Origin of the sequence: Stenotrophomonas sp. YIM B13575 (genome assembly GCF_042787595.1) — a bacterium.
Lineage (GTDB): Bacteria > Pseudomonadota > Gammaproteobacteria > Xanthomonadales > Xanthomonadaceae > Stenotrophomonas > Stenotrophomonas lactitubi_B.
The window spans coordinates 1-16,192 of sequence record NZ_JBHZOP010000042.1; the positions used below are offsets into that span (position 1 = coordinate 1).

A 16,192-nucleotide genomic window follows, 5' to 3' on the forward strand; every position below is an offset into this window, starting at 1 on the left:
GTCGGATTGCGGGGTGTCCGCGGCATGGATGCCGCGGCCAAGCCTACAAGGACGTACTTGCGGCGTCCCCGCAATCCGACACCGCCCCGCCATGCCACGGAATGCCAGCTGTTGCTGTTGCTTCGGCCATTGCCGTTGCCTCTGCAGGTGCCGGGCGCAGCCCGGCCGAACCCCGTCACCGCAACAGCTGCGTAGTCATCCCCAGCGGCCGCGCATGCTCATCCATGTGCAGGGTGATGGCCTTCGCATTGAACATCTGTTCGGCAAGCTGGTCGCTGGCGCCAAGAGAATGGGCGATCTCCGAGCGGCTGGCGTCCACCCGCGGGTGGCGACGCTCCTTGCCGGCGAAGCGGTAGCGGTTGTACTCGGCCCAGGCGATCAGCAGCAACGCACAGCCGGCCAGGATCACCGGCAGGGCGATGATCACGAACGGGTCGAGATGCTGCTTGCGCTCGTACAGTTGCAACCACGCCAGGTGTCCACCCAGCAGCCAGGACACCAGGGTGACCAGGGGCGCCCACAGATAGAAGTAGAACCCCCAGAACGCCAGGGTCACAAACCCCCAGGCGGTGCGCTGCAGGCGGGGCTGCTTGCGCGGTTTCTGGATCAGGCGCGAGTCGAAGCGGTTGGACGGCCTGCTGGCCGCCGTCTGGCGATGTGCGTTCATCGGATACCTCTGTCTGGGCTGACCCAGGTGGCACGCTTGCCACGCCGCCTGAGCAGCGTCTTCGGCAGTGCCACCAGCGTGGTGAACAGGCTGATCAACCAGTACGCCATCGGGTACCAGATGACCCAGAAATAGTTGCGGCCGATATGCGTTTCGTAACGCCTGTCGATGATCAGGCTGCTGGCGAACTGCAGCAGGCAGACCAACGCCAGGATCACGCCATGCCATTGCGGCAGCAACGTGTCGATGTACAACTGCGGCGGCACCGGGATGAACTTGCCCAGTGCCCACAGCAGGATGATCGCGAGCATGGTGTAGGCCCACAGCACGCTGAGGATGTATTCCAGCAGCACGCCCCACATGCGCCGCTTGCGCCAGCTGAACAACGAGGAGCCGTGGCGCAGCAGCACTTCCACACCGCCCTGCGCCCAGCGCAGGCGCTGCCGCCACAGTCCCTTCAGGGTTTCCGGCATCAGGATGAAGCACAGTGCGTTGGGCTCGTAACGGATGTCCCAATGATCCAGCTGCAGGCGCCAGCTGATGTCGATGTCCTCGGTGACCATGTCATCGGCCCAGTAGCCGATGCGGTGCAGTGCCGTGCGACGGAACGCGGCGATGACCCCGGACACGGTGAAGATGCGGCCGTAGACACGCTGGGCGCGCTTGATCATGCCGATGATCGAGGAGAACTCCGCCACCTGCAGGCGGCCGAGCAGGGTGGAGCGGTTGCGGATGCGTGGATTGCCGGTCACCGCACCCACGCGTGGGCCGCTGGTCAGGTGCCAGACCATCCAGTGCATGGCGAATTCTTCCAGCATGGCATCGCCGTCGATGCACACCAGGTATTCCGATCGGGCAGCCAGGGCGCCCATGCGCAGCGCGTTGGCCTTGCCCAGGTTGCGATCCAGATGGACCACGCGCAGGCGTGGGTGCAGGGCCGCAAGTGCGTCCAGGCGGGCGCCGGTATCGTCGCTGCTGCCATCGTTGATGGCGATCACTTCGAAGTCCGGATAGCGCTGGGCCAATGCCGCGCCGAGGGTGTCGTCCAGGTTGGCCGATTCGTTGTGGCAGGGAATCAACAGGCTGGCGAACGGATACTCCGCCATGGGCGGTGGATCGTTGCGCGGCCGCGATTTCCGCTCACGGCGGAAGAAGTAGTACAGGCCACCGGACATCCAGAAGAACGCCATCACCATGGGGTAGAAGAAGGCGAACTGGAACATGGCGTTGAGCCACGGGTTCATGTCCACGTCACTTCTCCGGATACGGGAAGTTGCGCGCGGACATCGCCGCGCGTGCATCCTGGGTCGACGGCTTGTCGGCAATGAAATCGTCCGGGTACCACGCGAAATGGCGCACGCCCTGCGCTTGCAGGCGGCGGATCTGCGCGCGCAGCTGTTCGCCGCTGATCGGCGTCTGCGTGCGCCAGTCCACGGTCTGCAGCTCGAACATCGTGTGCTTCAGGTCCGGGTCGTGCTCGCGCACTGCCACCACCAGGCGGTCCATCCAGCGCTGGGGACGGCGACTGCCTTCCATCCACGGCATCGCCATCAGCGCGGTGCGGTCATAGGCCTTGTTGAACAGGTCCAGGCGCTGGGCGAACCATGCCGCACTCTGCGGCTCCAGCACCGGCTGCGCGTACAGGTTGCGTACGGTGCCCAGCTTCGGGCGCCAGCGTTGTGCGCTGTCACGCAGTTCCAAAGTGAAATCGATCAGCGCCTGGGTGCGGCCACCGTCGCTGCCTTCCTGTGGCAGCTGCGCCAGTTCGGTGTCGCGTACGTAGCCGTCATCGTGGAACAGCAGGCCTTCGAAGTACGAATTGATCGCCAGGTCTTCGTAGATGTCCTTGATGATCTGCCGTGCCTGCGGCTTGGTGAAATCCAGGCGGTACATGCCATCGCGTTCCGGGCTCTGGATGCCCAGCGCCGCACGCTGCGCAGCGTCGGGCAGTTCATAGCCCAGCACCGGCAGCCACGCGTAGACCTTCACCCCGGCGCGGGTTTTCAGCTGCCAGGCGACGCGGTTGAACAGGTCCGCGCGCATCGGCAGGTGCCGGTTCGGGAAGTACAGCGCATCGGCGGTGTTGTTGCCGTCCGGGTCGGCGAAGGCCTGCAGGTAGACATGGGTCGGGCCGATCCGCTTCACGCGCTCGATCAGGGCATCCAGGTTGCGTGCCTGCTGTGCAGGGTCGCTGTCGTAGACCGAGTCCATATCGATCTGCAGTGCACGGGTACCGTCCAGGTTGACGTTGCGACGCAGCTCGAAGGCCAGCGAGGTGACGTTCGGATTGCTGGTCACCAGCAGGCGTGCCAGGCCGTGCAGGTCGGCAGTCACCGGCGTGCTGCGTCCTTCCAGGTCGAAGGAAACCGGCATGCCCAGCTGCTCGGCGATGTCATTGCTCAACTGGTTGTAGGCGGCATACGGCCAGACGATCGCTTTCGGGCGTACGCCCAGTTCCTTCTCGATGCGCTGCACGCTGCGGCCCAGATCATCGCGCAGGCGCTTCTCGTACTCCTGCGCGCTTTCATAGCGCTGCGCCTTGGGGTCGTAGATGCGGGTGATCACCGCCGGGGTCTGGTTGCCCTGCGGGTTGGACTGCACGCCGTGGTGCAGGTTGTCGGTGTGGCTGGCCAGTTCGATCAGGCCGCTGGCCTGCATCTCGCGCAGCTGGTCCCAGGTCAGGAAATCGTCATGGCCGAACGGACGGTAGCCGTAGTCGATGGTGCGGCCCGGTGCCATGTCCACGTAGTCGGTGATCACCGCCACCAGCGCCGGATAGTTGTACGCACGCAGCAGCGGATAGACACGGCTGTACACGCTGCGCAGGCCGTCGTCGAAGGTCAGCAGCACCGGCCGCGGCGGCAGCTTTGCTTCCCCCCGCGAGGCCTTGATCAGCTGCGACAGCGAGACCGGGTGATAGCCATGGGCGGACAGCCAGTCCAGGTGTGCGGCGAAGTTCTGCGTGCTGACCGCGTAGGCGTCGGCATCGGATTTTTCCAGCACATCATCGCGCACGTCGTGGTAGCTGAGGACCAGCAGGCCGTTGTCGGCCGCGTCCAGTTCCGCGGCCGAGCTGGCGCGCTGGGCTGCGGCGGGCAGGGCCAGGCACAGCAGCGCCAGCAGCAGTACGGTCGTCAGGTTGCGAAGCATCCGTTCCATCTCATTCTCCCCAGCGCAGCGCGGCATCGAAGCCGATATGTCGTTCACGTTGGCCGTCGTAGACCGGCCGCGACCAACTCACGCCGTACTCGAGGATCCGCCCCTGATCGAACTGCCATTCGTGGCGGTAGGCCACGGTCGGAATGATTGAACTACCAAAGCCTTCCTGCCAGTAGTTGCCAACGGACACCGTCAGGCGATGGCGGAAGTGGCGCTCGTAATGGCGCCACAACTGCTGGTCGATGCGCAGGCCCACTTCCACCGAGCGGTCCCGCGAAGGGTTGAAGTACGGCGCATCGTCGCGGCTGCCACGGCTGGTGTAGACACTGCCCAGGCCATCGATCAACAGGCGCGGGCGGGTCAACAGCCGTTGTTCGATCGCACTGTTCAGCGTATCGCGGCGGTTGCCATCGTCGTAGCGGAACTGGCTGCCACCGATGCTCCAGTGGGTGCGCTCGTTGCGCGTGTAATCCACGGCAACGGCGACGCTGTCGGCGGTGATGCCGGCCACGCGCGCCTGCATCGACGCTTCCGGGTCATTGCGGGCAGCGGTTACACCCGCGTGCCAGCGATCGTTGAACTGCCAGCCGGCGCTGCCACGCAGGCCGGTGTCGCCGATGCTGTCGTTGGGGCGCATCACCGCGGCCTCGGCATCGAGGCGGTCGAAGCGGTAGCGCACGCCGGCACCGATCCACAGCGGATCGATATCCTGGTCCTGGAAGGTGACCGAACGGCGGTCGGCGAAGGCGAACAGCCGCCAGCGGTCGTTGAGCACCGGCGAGGCGACTTCCATGCCGTAGTGCAGGTCGTCGTTGCCCAGCGGCGAAGTGCCGCCACCGCCGGAACTGCGGCCGCCTTCGACCTTGGCCAACAGCTGCCAGCCGCGATGGGCGCGCCAATCGCGGTCCATGCGCTGCACCGACGGCTGGCTTGGATAGCGGGCCAGCAGGTCGTCATGCAGCGGTCGCGCCAGGTCGTCGCGTTGCAGCTGCACGTAGGATTCATACATGCCCAGGCGTGGCGCGATGTCACGTGGGTCCAGGGTGTAGGCCATCTGGTGGCGTTCCAGTGCGCGCCGTGGCCAGCCGCGCATCTGGTAGACGCTGCCCAGCGAGGTCTGCAGGCTGCCATTGCCCGGGCCGACGTCGACCAGCGCTTCCAGCTCACGCTGGGCCGTGGGCAGATCGCCGCTGTAGGCCCGCACCATTGCCAGGTTCAGGTCGGCTTCGTAGCGCGCCCAGTTCTGGAAGGGGGTCTTGCCGCCGCCCCAGCGCCATGCCGGTTCATCCTTCTGCCAGGCCTGCAGGTAGCCCACCGCCTTCTCCGCCTGCTCGGTTTCAAGATAGGCATAGGCCAGCTCCGAGCGCGACTGGAAGCGCGAGGGATCGTTCTTCGCGGCGGCCTCCAGCAATGGGATGGCTTCCTCCGGATTCTGGGTGGACATCAGCGAGTCGCCGACCGCCGGCAGCACGTAATCGGGCAGGGCATGGCCCTCGCGCTGCAGCGCCCGCGCCTCGTCACGCACCTGCGCGTGGCGGGCCAGGCGGTTGAGCAGGATCAGCCGGTCCATGCGGATCCGCAGCGGCGCCTGCGCCTGCGCGGTGCCATCGCGCTCGACGTACTGCTCCATTTCCGCCAGCGAAGCCTCGGCCTCGTCCAGCCGGGTGTCTTCGGTTTCGCCGTAGGCCAGGCTCCAGTTGACCAGCTTGGCCACATAGTTGGCCTCCAGCCGCGCTTTCTGGTCCTGGTCGAACAGGTTGGGCCGGGCCTGGTAAAGCCGCCAGGCGCGATGGGCATTGCCGATGTCGCCCAGGGTCAGAACCTGCAGCTTGTACAGCAGGTCGTCATTGGGCTCGCGCAGCTGCGCCCGCTCGATCGCCGCCAGGGCATCGACCCAGCGCGCCTGGTCACGGTAGTGGCCGATTTCGGCGAGCCGGTCGGCGCGCGTGGTCGCGGTGGGCGGCGAGGCCGAGTGGGCCCAGCACGCCAGAGTGGCGCAGGCCAGGCCGACGCACAGCGCCAGCGGACGGTGAACAACCATGAGACCCCCTAAGCATCCATTGCTGAACGATGTGCTGAAAAGTGTGACGCACATCACATGCCAACTATAGCCGACGTTCTGTCGCTGCGACCAGTTCCGGTCCGTATCTGGTAGACGCGGGGACCTTGAAGGAACGGCCAGCCCGGTTCAGGTCAGTGGCAAGGTGGCGCCGTCCCCCAGGTGTGCGGCACGCTTGCAGGGCGGTTCCCGACACAAAACGGGTCAGCTTTGGACACGCTACGTCACCCGCTGCGGTGGCGGTGTGTAGACGGTGGTAGCGGGGTGTGTGGGTCCGGCTTCACGGCGGCGGACGTAAGCCCGCCGGTCCGGTCACCACAGGTCTTCCAGCTTGCGCGGCTTGCAGGCCACCCACGAGGCGCACAGCATCAGCACTGCGCAGCCGAACAGGAAGGCGAAGGGCAGGGTCCAGCCCTCGCTGACGGTGTGCAGCCAGCCGACCAGGAACGGGCCCAGGCAGCTGAAGCTGTAGCCCACGCCCTGCATGAAGCCGGACAAGGCCGCCGAGCCCGTCGGGGTGCGCGTGCGCAGATTGATCAGGGTCAGCGCCAGCGGGAACGTGGACGGCCCGACGCCCAGCAGGCAGGCCCACAGCAACGGCGCCTTCATCGGCGCGAACAGCAGGCCGGCGAAGGCGATGACGAAGGCCGAAAAGCCGATCAGCACCAGCGGGAACGGATTCTGCAGGCGCACGGCCAGCGACGGGATCACCAGCGATGGCAGCAGGCCCAGGGCCGAAAACACCGCCACCATCACCCCACCGAAGGCGGGCGTAGCACCGGCTTCGACCACGATGCGCGGCAGCCAGGTGAACATCGAATAGGTCATCAGCGAAGTCATGCCGAACATCAGCGTCATGCTCCAGCCCAATGACGTGCGCCAGACCTTGCCGTGCGGCTGCACGGTGGGGTCGCTGCTGTCCAGCACCGGTTTCGGTGCACGGCGGGCCAGCAACAGCCATGGCAGGGTCGCCGCCAGCGCCAGCAGCGCCCACATGCCCAGCGACACCCGCCAGCCTGCGGCGTTGGCCACCGGCACCGCCAGCAGCGCCGGCATCATCGTGCCCAGCTGCAGCACGCTGATGTACAGCGTGCTCATGGTGCCGACCTTGTTGGCGAAGTAGCGCTTCACCAGCGGCGGCACCACCACGTTGCCGATGCCCATGCCGGCCAGTGCGATCACCGAGCCCAGCAGCAGGGTGCCGACATTGCCGGCGCTGGAGCGCAGCAGCAGGCCGGCGGCGGCCATCAGCATGGCCAGCAGGGTGGTGCGCTCAAGGCCCAGGCGTCGTGCCAGCGCCGGGGTGGCGACGCCGAACAGCGCGAACGAGGCGGTCGGCAGCATGCCCAGCACGCCGGTCATGGTGGTGCCGAAGCCGAACTGCTGGCCCAGCACGTCCAGCAGCGGGGTGATCGAGGTGACGGCAGTACGCAGGTTGACCGCGGCCAGCAGGATTGCGGCGAACGCCAGCAGGCGACCATGCAGCAACGATGGCGAAGAGGAGGTGGGGGACGTCATGCGGTGTTCCTTGCAGGTGGCGCACGCCGCGCAGGTGGCGTGCAGCGCCCGCACCGGACGGGGCCGGTGTGGCAGGTGGGGGAGTGGCGGCCATTGTACGTGGCCGGGCCGGGTCAGGTCCCCGGCGGCATGTGCTGATGGCGGCGTAGCCGGTTGTCCCGGATTTCAGGCACAAAAAAACCCGGAGGACACTGCTGTCTTCCAGGCTTCTTGGTGACCACCGAAGTGGTCGGGGAGACAGGATTCGAACCTGCGACCTCTACGTCCCGAACGTAGCGCTCTACCAGACTGAGCTACACCCCGAAGGGAGCCGCCTATTCTAGCCATTTCCCCCGATGGCGGCAAGGGGGAAGACCGTTCTGCTTCGCTGCCGTGACAGCGACTCCTGCGGGAACAAAAAAGCCTGGAAGACTTCACCAGGCTTCAATGCGACCACCGAAGTGGTCGGGGAGACAGGATTCGAACCTGCGACCTCTACGTCCCGAACGTAGCGCTCTACCAGACTGAGCTACACCCCGAAGGAGCCGCCAAGAATACGGTGTGAAGGCCGTTCCGGCAACCCTTTTTTACAGTTTCAACGCACTTCCTTGTCGGCGCGCGCGCTTTCGCGTGCTTCGAACCACATCCCGTTGAGGATGGCCACGACCGAAGCCAGGCCAGCGCCGAGAATCCAAGCGAAATACCACATGGTCAATCTCCTGTGTGCGAGGGGTGTGCCGACCCTGGGCCGGCACACGGGCAATCAGTACGCGTTGGGGTTGTCGTCCATGTCCTCGACCGTCGTCTTGCCCTTCAGCACGCGGTACACCCAGGTGGTGTAGGCGAGGATGATCGGCAGGAAGATGGCCGTGGCCAGCAGCATGACCCACAGCGTGAGGTGGCTGGACGAACTGTCCCAGACGGTCAGGCTGGAGGTGGGCTGGCTGGAGGACGGCAGCAGGAACGGGAAGATCGCAAAGCCGACGGTGAGGATGATGCCGGCAATGGACGCGCCCGAGGCGATGAAGGCCAGGCCGCCACGTCGCGCACGCAGCAGCACCGCACTGGCAAGTGCACCCAGCAGGCCCAGCACCGGGAACACCAGCGTTGCCGGCATGCTGCTGTAGTTGCGCAGCCAGCCACCGGCGGCGGTGCCCAGTTCGGCGGTCTTCAACAGCGGATTGGTCGGCCCGTCGGTCACCACCTGCGAGGTGATCTGATAGCCCGGCAGGCCGAAGGCCACCCAGGCGCCGGCAGCGGCGAACAACACGAAGCTGATGATGGCGGCGATGCTGCCGTAGCGCGCTGCACGTTCGGCCACCGGGCCGTCGGTCTTGAGCACCAGCATGGCCGCACCGTGCGATACCAGCATGGCCACGCTGATCAGGCCGGCGATGAGCGCGAACGGCGTCAGCAGGCCGAAGAACGAACCGGTGTAGGTCACGCGCAGCGTGTCATCGAAATGGAACGGCACACCCAGCAGCACGTTGCCCACCGCGACGCCGGCAATCAGGCCCGGCAGCAGGCCACCGACGAACAGCACGCGGTCCCAGTTGTCGCGCCAGCGCTTGGACGGCAGCTTGCTGCGGTACTTGAAGCCGACCGGGCGCAGGATCAGCCCGAACAGCATCGCAAACACCGCCAGGTAGAAGCCGGAGAAGCTGACCGCATACAGCGGCGGCCATGCGGCGAAGATCGCGCCGCCACCCAGCACCAACCAGACCTGGTTGCCTTCCCACACCGGGCCGACGGTGTTGATCACCAGCCGGCGTTCTTCATCGGTCTTTGCCACGAACGGCAGCAGGGTGCCGACGCCCAGGTCGAAACCATCCATGACGGCCCAGCCGACCAGCAGGATGCCGAGCAGCAGCCACCAGATCACGCGGAGCGTGGTGTAATCAAGTGCAATGAATTCCATCTGGATTCTCCTGCCTCAGGCCTGGCCGGGGGCAACGGCATTGGGGGAAACAGGGCGGATGTCGGCCTGCAGCGTCGGCAGGATGTCGTCCGGACCCTTGCGGACCGCCTTCAGCATCAGCTTGATTTCGATGATCAGCAGCACCGTATACAGGCTGGTGAACACCGCCAGCGTGGTCAGGATTTCATGCAGTGCCAGGCCCGATGCCGCATAGAAGGTCGGCAGCACGCCGTCCACCGCCCACGGCTGGCGACCGTACTCGGCCACGAACCAGCCGCATTCGATCGCGATCCACGGCGCTGGCAGGCTCCACACGGCCAGCTTCAGGAACCAGCGCTTGTCCTGGAAGTTGTTGCGGCACGAGTAGTAGAAGGCCAGCGCGAAGAAGGCGATCAGGTAGAAGCCCAGCCCGGCCATGATGCGGAAGGTCCAGAACAGCGGCGCCACGCGCGGCACGGTATCCATCGCGGCCTTGGAGATTTCCTCCGGCGTCGCGTTGAGGATGTCTTCGCGGTAACGCTTCAGCAGCAGGCCATGGCCGAGATCCTGCCAATGGCGATCGAACATCTCCCGTGCTTCGAGGTCGTTCTTGTCCTTCTTCACCCGTTCCAGCGCGCCGTAGGCGATCTGGCCACCACGGATGCGGTGCTCTGCACGGTCGACCAGTTCGAGGATGCCCGGAATCGGCTGGTCCAGCGAACGGGTGGCGATCAGGCCCATCAGGTACGGGATCTTGATCGCGTAGTCGTTGGTGTGGGTGTCCTGGTTGGGGATGCCGAAGGCGGTGAAGTCCGCCGGCGCACGCTCGGTCTCCCACATCGCTTCGATCGCCGCCAGCTTCATCTTCTGGTGTTCGCTGGCGGCATAGCCGCTCTCGTCACCCAGCACGACCACCGACAGCGAGGACAGCAGGCCGAAGGCTGCGGCCACCGCGAACGAACGGCGGGCCATGTCCCTGTGCTTGTTGCGCAGCAGGTACAGGGCGCTGATCGACATCACGAAGATCGCACCGGTCACGTAGCCGGCACTGACGGTGTGCACGAACTTGGCCTGCGCCACCGGGTTCAGCAGCACCGCGGCGAAGTCGACCACTTCCATGCGCATGGTTTCGGGGTTGAACACCGCACCGGTCGGGTTCTGCATCCAGCCGTTGGCGATCAGGATCCACACCGCCGACAGGTTGGTGCCCAGCGCCATCAACCACGTCACGGTGAGGTGCTTGACCGGGCTCAGGCGCTTCCAGCCGAAGAAGAACAGACCGATGAAGGTCGCTTCGAGGAAGAACGCCATCAGGCCTTCGATCGCCAGCGGCGCACCGAAGATGTCACCCACGTAATGGCTGTAGTACGACCAGTTCATGCCGAACTGGAACTCCATCACCAGGCCGGTGGCCACGCCGATGGCGAAGTTGATGCCGAACAGGGTGCCCCAGAACAGGGTCATCTGCCGCCAGACCTGCTTGCGGGTCATGACGTACACGCTTTCCATGATGGCCACCATGAAGGACAGGCCAAGCGTGAGCGGTACGAATAGGAAGTGGTACATCGCGGTCAGAGCGAATTGCAGCCGCGACAGTTCTACGACTGTCTGATCAATCATGGCCTGGCTACCTCGTTGGATAGTGCCGTTGCAGGTGGCGGGAAGGGTGGTCTACGGGGTGAATGATGTGACCGACTACTTCAAACAGCCTTGATCCAGATCAATGTATGAACAGGTGTTCAGGGGGATCGTATGCCAACCCGATGAAGACTGCGACCGCCGGCCGCAGGGGAAGGCGGTTGCCTGCGCCTACAATGCCGTCCATCCCCTGCTGCCTGTGAAGAGCCTTGAGCGCTGCCGAACCGACCGCTGACGCCCCTGATCGGGATGACGAATCGACCCGCCTGCGGCGTGTCCGCACCGCGTGGCTGGCCGATCTGGCCCGCGCCGCGAAGGGACGGCAGCGGCTGGCGTCGCTGTGCATCAGCGTGTCCGGCGCGCTGTTGATCGGCCAGGCCGCCGCCATCGCTTGGCTGGTGCAGCAGGTGCTGGTGGAGCGCGCGCCGTTGGCCCAGGGCCTGCCGGTGCTGGCCGCGCTGGCGGTGATCCTGGTGGTGCGGACCCTGCTGGGCAGCGTCGCCCAGGCGGCGGCCGGTGACGTTGCCGATGCCGCACGCCTGTCCCTGCGCGAGCGTGTCTTCGCGCGCCTGCTCGGGCACGGCCCGTTGTGGCTGCGGCAGCGCCGCACCGGCGAGCTGGGCGAGCTGATGCTGCATCACGGCGATGCGATCGAGAACTACTACAGCGGTTTCCTGCCGGTACGCACCGAAGTGGTGGTGGTGCCGTTGTTGATCCTGGCTGCTGTGGCCTGGGTCGACTGGGTGGTCGCACTGATCCTGCTGTTCACCGCACCGCTGGTGCCGTTTTTCATGATGCTGGTGGGCTGGGGCGCTGAAGCGGCCGGACGCGCGCAGCTGGGCGAACTGGCGCGGATGAGCGGACACTTCGCCGATCGCATCAAGGGCCTGGGCCTGCTGCGCCTGTATGGCCGTGGGGAGGCCGAACTGGCCGGCATCGAGGCTGCGGCCGATGGCGTACGCGTGCGCACCATGAAGGTGCTGCGCATCGCCTTCCTGTCGTCCACCGTGCTGGAATTCTTTGCGTCGGTCAGTGTGGCGATGGTGGCGTTGTATCTGGGCCTGAGCTATCTGGGCCTGATGTCGCTGCATGCGACCGTGCCGACGCTGGGGGCGGGCTTGTTCTGCCTGCTGCTGGCGCCGGAGTTCTACGCGCCGTTGCGGCGCCTGGCCGCGCACTATCACGATCGCGCCAATGCACTGGCCGCTGCCGCCGAGGTGGAGCGCCTGCTGCAGGCGCTGCCGGAAGACGAAGCGCCCAGCAGCGACGGCAGTACGCCGCTGGCACCGGAGCCGGCCGAAGCCGCGTTGCCGCCGCTGCAGGCGCACGGTCTGGTACTGCGTCCGTTGGGCGCTGCGCACGACGTGCTGCAGAACCTGGACCTGCAGCTGGAACCGGGGCAGCGCCTGGCCCTGGTCGGTCCCAGTGGCAGCGGCAAGAGCACGTTGCTGGAAGCGCTGGCTGGTTGGCTGCCGCCGCGTGCGGGCCGGGTGCAGCTGCGGCCGGGGCTGCAGGTGGCCTATGCCAGCCAGCGTCCGTATCTGTTCCACGGCAGTATCGCCGAGAACCTGCGCCTGGCCGATCCCGGTGCCAGTGACGCGCGTCTGCGCGCCGTTGCCGAAGCCGCACAGGTGCTGCAGTTCGCGCAGCGCCTGCCGCAGGGGCTGGATACGCTGATCGGCGAGCGCGGCTTCGGCCTGTCCGGTGGCGAGGCACGACGCATCGGCCTGGCCCGTCTGCTGCTGCGCGATCCGCAGGTGCTGCTGCTGGATGAGCCTACTGCCTTCCTCGACGCCGAAACCGAAGCGGCGCTGCTGCGCAGCCTGGCCGCGTATGCGCGCGGACGCAGCGTGGTGGTGGCCACCCACAGCCCGGCGGTGATCGCCTGGGCCGACCGCTGCCTGCTGTTGCCCGAAGGGCGCCTGGTTGAGCCGGCGCAGGCGGTACGCGCATGAGCCGGTCTGCCGATTCGCTGCGCACGGTGTTCCTGCGCCATCGCCCGCGCCTGCTGCTGGCGGTGCTGCTGCTGTGGACCACGATGCTGGCCGGCACCGCACTGCTGGGCCTGTCGGGTGGCTTCCTCACTGCTGCAGCGCTGGCCGGTGCAGCGGGCCTTGGCCAGGGCTTCAATTTCTTCACCCCGTCGGCCGGCATCCGCGGGCTGACCATGGCGCGCATCGCATCGCGCTACTTCGAAAAACTGGTGGGGCATGACGCCACCCTGCGCATCGCCCGCGACCTGCGCGTGTGGTTCTTCCGCCGCGCGCTGCCGCTGGCGCCGGCACGGCTCGGTGCGACCCGCACCGGTGATCTGCTGGCGCGGCTGCTGGGCGACGTCGGCGAGATCGATGGCCTGCTGGTGCGTGCCATCGGCCCGTTGCTGGCGCTGGCTGCGTTGACGCTGGTGGGCGTGGGCTCGGCGGCGTTGATCCTGCCATCGGCAGCGCTGCTGCTGGCGGTACTGGCGCTGCTGATCGGCATTGGCGTGCCGTGGCTGGGCGTACGTGGCCATGACAGCGAAGAGGCCGACCGCGCTGCCCATCGTGCGGCGCTGCGCACGGCGGCATTCGAGGGACTGGAAGGGGCGGCTGATCTGGCCGCGCTGAATGCTGGCAACGCCTGGCAGTTGAAGGTGCGGGTGGCGGCCAAGCAGGTGGCCTCGCGCGATCGTCGTCGACGCCTGCGGCTGATCGCTGCATCGACGCTGCATGGCGTGCTGGCCGGGCTCGGCCTGGTGGCGATGCTGGCACTGGCGCTGCATGCGGCCGAACAACAGCGCATCGCACCGGAAATGGCCGCCGGGCTGGTGTTCCTGACGGTAGCGATGATCGAGCTGTGGGCGGGCATGGGCCTGGCCTGGCAATCGCTGCAATCGGGCCGCATTGCCGCCGCGCGCCTGCAGGCCATCGTCGAGCAACCGCCTTCGGTGCAGGAGCCGGCATCGCCGCAGCCATTGGCGCCAGCCGCGACCGTGCACTGGGACGATGTGCACTTCCAGTGGCCGGGCGCCGCACGGCCGGTCCTGTGTGGCCTGCAGCTGACGCTGGCACCGGGCGAGCGCATCGCCATCCGTGGCGACAGCGGCAGCGGCAAGACCACGTTGTCGAGCCTGCTGCTGCGTCTGTGGGATCCGCAGCAGGGACGGCTGACCTACGGTGGCCAGGACCTGCGCGATGTCGCCCAGGCCGACTGGCACCGGCACCTGGCGTGGCTGCCGCAGAACGCGCCGGTATTTGCCGGCAGCGTGGCCGACAACCTGCGACTGGGTGATCCCGAGGCCAGCGACGAGGCGTTGTGGGCGGTGCTGCAACGGGTACGGCTGGGCGAATGGGCCGAGCGCAACGGCGGCCTGCAGGCCTGGGTGGGCGAGAACGGCGCGACGATGTCGGCCGGCCAGGCGCGTCGCCTGGCGCTGGCGCGCGCGCTGCTGCGCAATGCGCCGATCCTGCTGGTGGATGAGCCCACCGAGGGGCTGGACGTGGATACCGCGCGCGCGTTGCTGCAGGACCTGCCAGCCCTGCTGGACGGACGCAGCCTGTTGATGATCACCCACGATGACCTGCCGGCGGGTGTGGTGGACGCGCAGTACCGGTTGCGCGATGGGGTATTGGTCCGCGAACCGCTTCGGTAGATGCCGACCTTGGTCGGCATATCCACGCGTGGCGTGGATCGACAGGGCAGCTACCGCGAAAATTCGCGCAGCAACACCGCGATCGAGGCCACGTTGGCCAGCACGCACAGCCAGAACACCCACTGGAACGGCATCTTGCGATGCTTGTGGCGGAACAGCGCCTGGCCGAGCAGGGCACCAGGCCAGCCGCCGGCAAAAGCCAGCAGCTGCAGCGTGCGTTCCGGCGTCCGCTGCTGTTTTCGCTGCGCTGCGCGCTTGTCGTGCCCATACAGAGCGAACGACACCGCGCTGGCCAGCGCGCACCACGCCCCCAGCCACAGTGGAAACACGCCGGTTGCGGTCAAGCCGATCAACGCACCGAACGCGGCCAGCGCCAGGTTGCGCCGCCACACCATTACAGTTCGTCGAGGAAGCCGCGCACGGCCGGGCCGAAACGTTCGAAGTCGACCAGGAACGCGTCATGGCCCTGCGGTGACTCCAGGCCGATGAAACGCGCATCCGCGCCGCCGGCACGCAGGCCATCGGCGACCTGTTGCTGCTGCTGTACCGGGAACAGGATGTCGGTGTTGGCGCCGATCGCCAGTGCCTTGCCGACGCGGATGCTGGCCAGTCCGGCCAGCACATCGCCATCGCCATATTCGGCCAGGTCGAACCAGTCCATCGAGCGGCTCAGGTACAGATAGCAGTTCGGATCGAAGAAACGCACGAACCGGCGTGCATGCCCTTCCAGATAGCTTTCGACCTGGAATTCCAGACCGAACGGATCATCGTCGGTCTGGTCGGAATCCAGCCGCACGCGACCGAAGCGACCATCCCATTCCAGCGCCGAGCGGTAGGTGATCACGCCCAGCTTGCGTGCCATGCGCATGCCCGATTCCGGGTACGCCTCATTGTCGTAGTGGCCACCGTTCCAGCGCGGATCCAGGCGGATCGCTTCGCGCTGCAGCGAACGGATGGCGATCGAGAAGGGCAACGCCTGTGCGCTGCCGGAAATGTTGATATGGCTGCGGGCGATGCCCGGGTGCAGCAGCAACACCGCCAGCGCCGTCATCCCGCCCATTGAATTGCCGATCACGCAGGCGAGCTGTTCGATGCCCAGTGCGCGCACCACGTCGATCGCCGCGCGTGCGCCGTCTTCGATCGACAGTTCCGGGAAATCCAGCCGATACAGCTCGCCGTTGGCCGGATTGATCGACGCAGGGCCGGTGGAGCCCTTGCAGCTGCCCAGCGAGTTCACGCAGACCACGAACCAGCGGTCTGTATCGATCGGCTTGCCGGGCCCGATCATGGCCTCCCACCAGCCCGGTGCGGGATTGGCTTCGTTGGCGGCCGCATGCGCGTCAGGCGACAGGCCGGTGACGATCAGGATCGCGTTGCTGGCGTCTGCGTCGAGCGCGCCCCAGGTCTCGTAGGCCACGCGCGCGCCATGCAGGGCGCCGCCGCGTTTGCACGGAAAGGGTGAGGGCAGGGCATGGAAGCGGGTGCCGGGCGGAATGAATTCGGTCATGCGGGCATTCTAGCGGGGCGGCATGTGCAGCTGGCGACACGCAGGTTTCCATGGGCGGGCAGAGCGTGGATCCGCCGGGCATGGCCCGGCGCTACCGGTGGTGCGCGTGGGTAGCGCCGGGCCATGCCCGGCGAGCG

12 protein-coding genes and 2 tRNA genes are annotated in these 16,192 nt (G+C 66.7%); 2 read left to right on the top strand and 12 right to left on the bottom strand.

The annotated features are described in order from the left end of the window. Positions 1-175: 175 nt before the first annotated feature. The 10 genes from pgaD to ACFX4F_RS08160 form a co-directional block, all read right to left on the bottom strand. Positions 176-667, bottom strand: a complete 492-nt coding sequence (gene pgaD / locus ACFX4F_RS08115) for a poly-beta-1,6-N-acetyl-D-glucosamine biosynthesis protein PgaD (protein ID WP_099821193.1) — start codon at positions 665-667, stop codon at positions 176-178. After that, a complete protein-coding gene (pgaC, locus tag ACFX4F_RS08120) occupies positions 664-1,911 on the bottom strand; it encodes a poly-beta-1,6-N-acetyl-D-glucosamine synthase (protein ID WP_218946688.1) in 1,248 nt (415 codons plus the stop codon). Before pgaC ends, pgaD begins: the two co-directional genes overlap by 4 nt. A 7-nt stretch (positions 1,912-1,918) precedes the next feature. Beyond that, positions 1,919-3,817: a poly-beta-1,6-N-acetyl-D-glucosamine N-deacetylase PgaB gene (gene pgaB / locus ACFX4F_RS08125; protein WP_099821235.1), complete on the bottom strand. Its 1,899-nt coding sequence runs from the start codon at positions 3,815-3,817 to the stop codon at positions 1,919-1,921. 10 nt (positions 3,818-3,827) lie between these two features. After that, positions 3,828-5,867, bottom strand: coding sequence for a poly-beta-1,6 N-acetyl-D-glucosamine export porin PgaA (pgaA, locus tag ACFX4F_RS08130; protein WP_380653992.1), 2,040 nt, complete (start codon positions 5,865-5,867; stop codon positions 3,828-3,830). A 330-nt stretch (positions 5,868-6,197) separates the two neighbouring features. After that, a complete protein-coding gene (locus tag ACFX4F_RS08135; RefSeq protein ID WP_380653995.1) occupies positions 6,198-7,403 on the bottom strand; it encodes a CynX/NimT family MFS transporter in 1,206 nt (401 codons plus the stop codon). 226 nt (positions 7,404-7,629) lie between these two features. After that, positions 7,630-7,706 (bottom strand) — tRNA-Pro (locus ACFX4F_RS08140). Positions 7,707-7,844: 138 nt separating this feature from the next. Beyond that, positions 7,845-7,921 (bottom strand) — tRNA-Pro (locus ACFX4F_RS08145). 56 nt (positions 7,922-7,977) lie between these two features. After that, complete coding sequence (cydX, locus tag ACFX4F_RS08150) at positions 7,978-8,091, bottom strand: cytochrome bd-I oxidase subunit CydX (protein ID WP_025876452.1); 114 nt, start codon at positions 8,089-8,091, stop codon at positions 7,978-7,980. 54 nt (positions 8,092-8,145) lie between these two features. After that, positions 8,146-9,300 (bottom strand): cytochrome d ubiquinol oxidase subunit II, encoded by a 1,155-nt coding sequence (gene cydB / locus ACFX4F_RS08155; protein WP_088101726.1) that lies wholly within the window; start codon positions 9,298-9,300, stop codon positions 8,146-8,148. Between the two features lie 15 nt (positions 9,301-9,315). Then, positions 9,316-10,899: a cytochrome ubiquinol oxidase subunit I gene (locus ACFX4F_RS08160; RefSeq protein WP_099821188.1), complete on the bottom strand. Its 1,584-nt coding sequence runs from the start codon at positions 10,897-10,899 to the stop codon at positions 9,316-9,318. Positions 10,900-11,126: 227 nt separating this feature from the next. Between ACFX4F_RS08160 and cydD the strand changes: the two genes are divergently transcribed. Together cydD and cydC are read left to right on the top strand one after the other, a co-directional pair. Further along, a complete protein-coding gene (cydD, locus tag ACFX4F_RS08165; RefSeq protein ID WP_380654001.1) occupies positions 11,127-12,872 on the top strand; it encodes a thiol reductant ABC exporter subunit CydD in 1,746 nt (581 codons plus the stop codon). After that, positions 12,869-14,548 carry a thiol reductant ABC exporter subunit CydC gene (gene cydC / locus ACFX4F_RS08170; RefSeq protein ID WP_380654005.1) on the top strand — a complete coding sequence of 560 codons (1,680 nt, stop codon included), beginning with the start codon at positions 12,869-12,871 and terminating at the stop codon, positions 14,546-14,548. Before cydD ends, cydC begins: the two co-directional genes overlap by 4 nt. A 50-nt stretch (positions 14,549-14,598) precedes the next feature. Here cydC and ACFX4F_RS08175 read toward each other — a convergent pair whose 3' ends face one another. After that, positions 14,599-14,943 carry a DUF1294 domain-containing protein gene (locus ACFX4F_RS08175; RefSeq protein WP_380654008.1) on the bottom strand — a complete coding sequence of 115 codons (345 nt, stop codon included), beginning with the start codon at positions 14,941-14,943 and terminating at the stop codon, positions 14,599-14,601. Continuing rightward, entirely contained in the window at positions 14,943-16,055 is a 1,113-nt protein-coding gene (locus ACFX4F_RS08180; RefSeq protein ID WP_099821184.1) for a homoserine O-acetyltransferase, read from the bottom strand. Before ACFX4F_RS08180 ends, ACFX4F_RS08175 begins: the two co-directional genes overlap by 1 nt. Between the last annotated feature and the right edge of the window lie 137 nt (positions 16,056-16,192).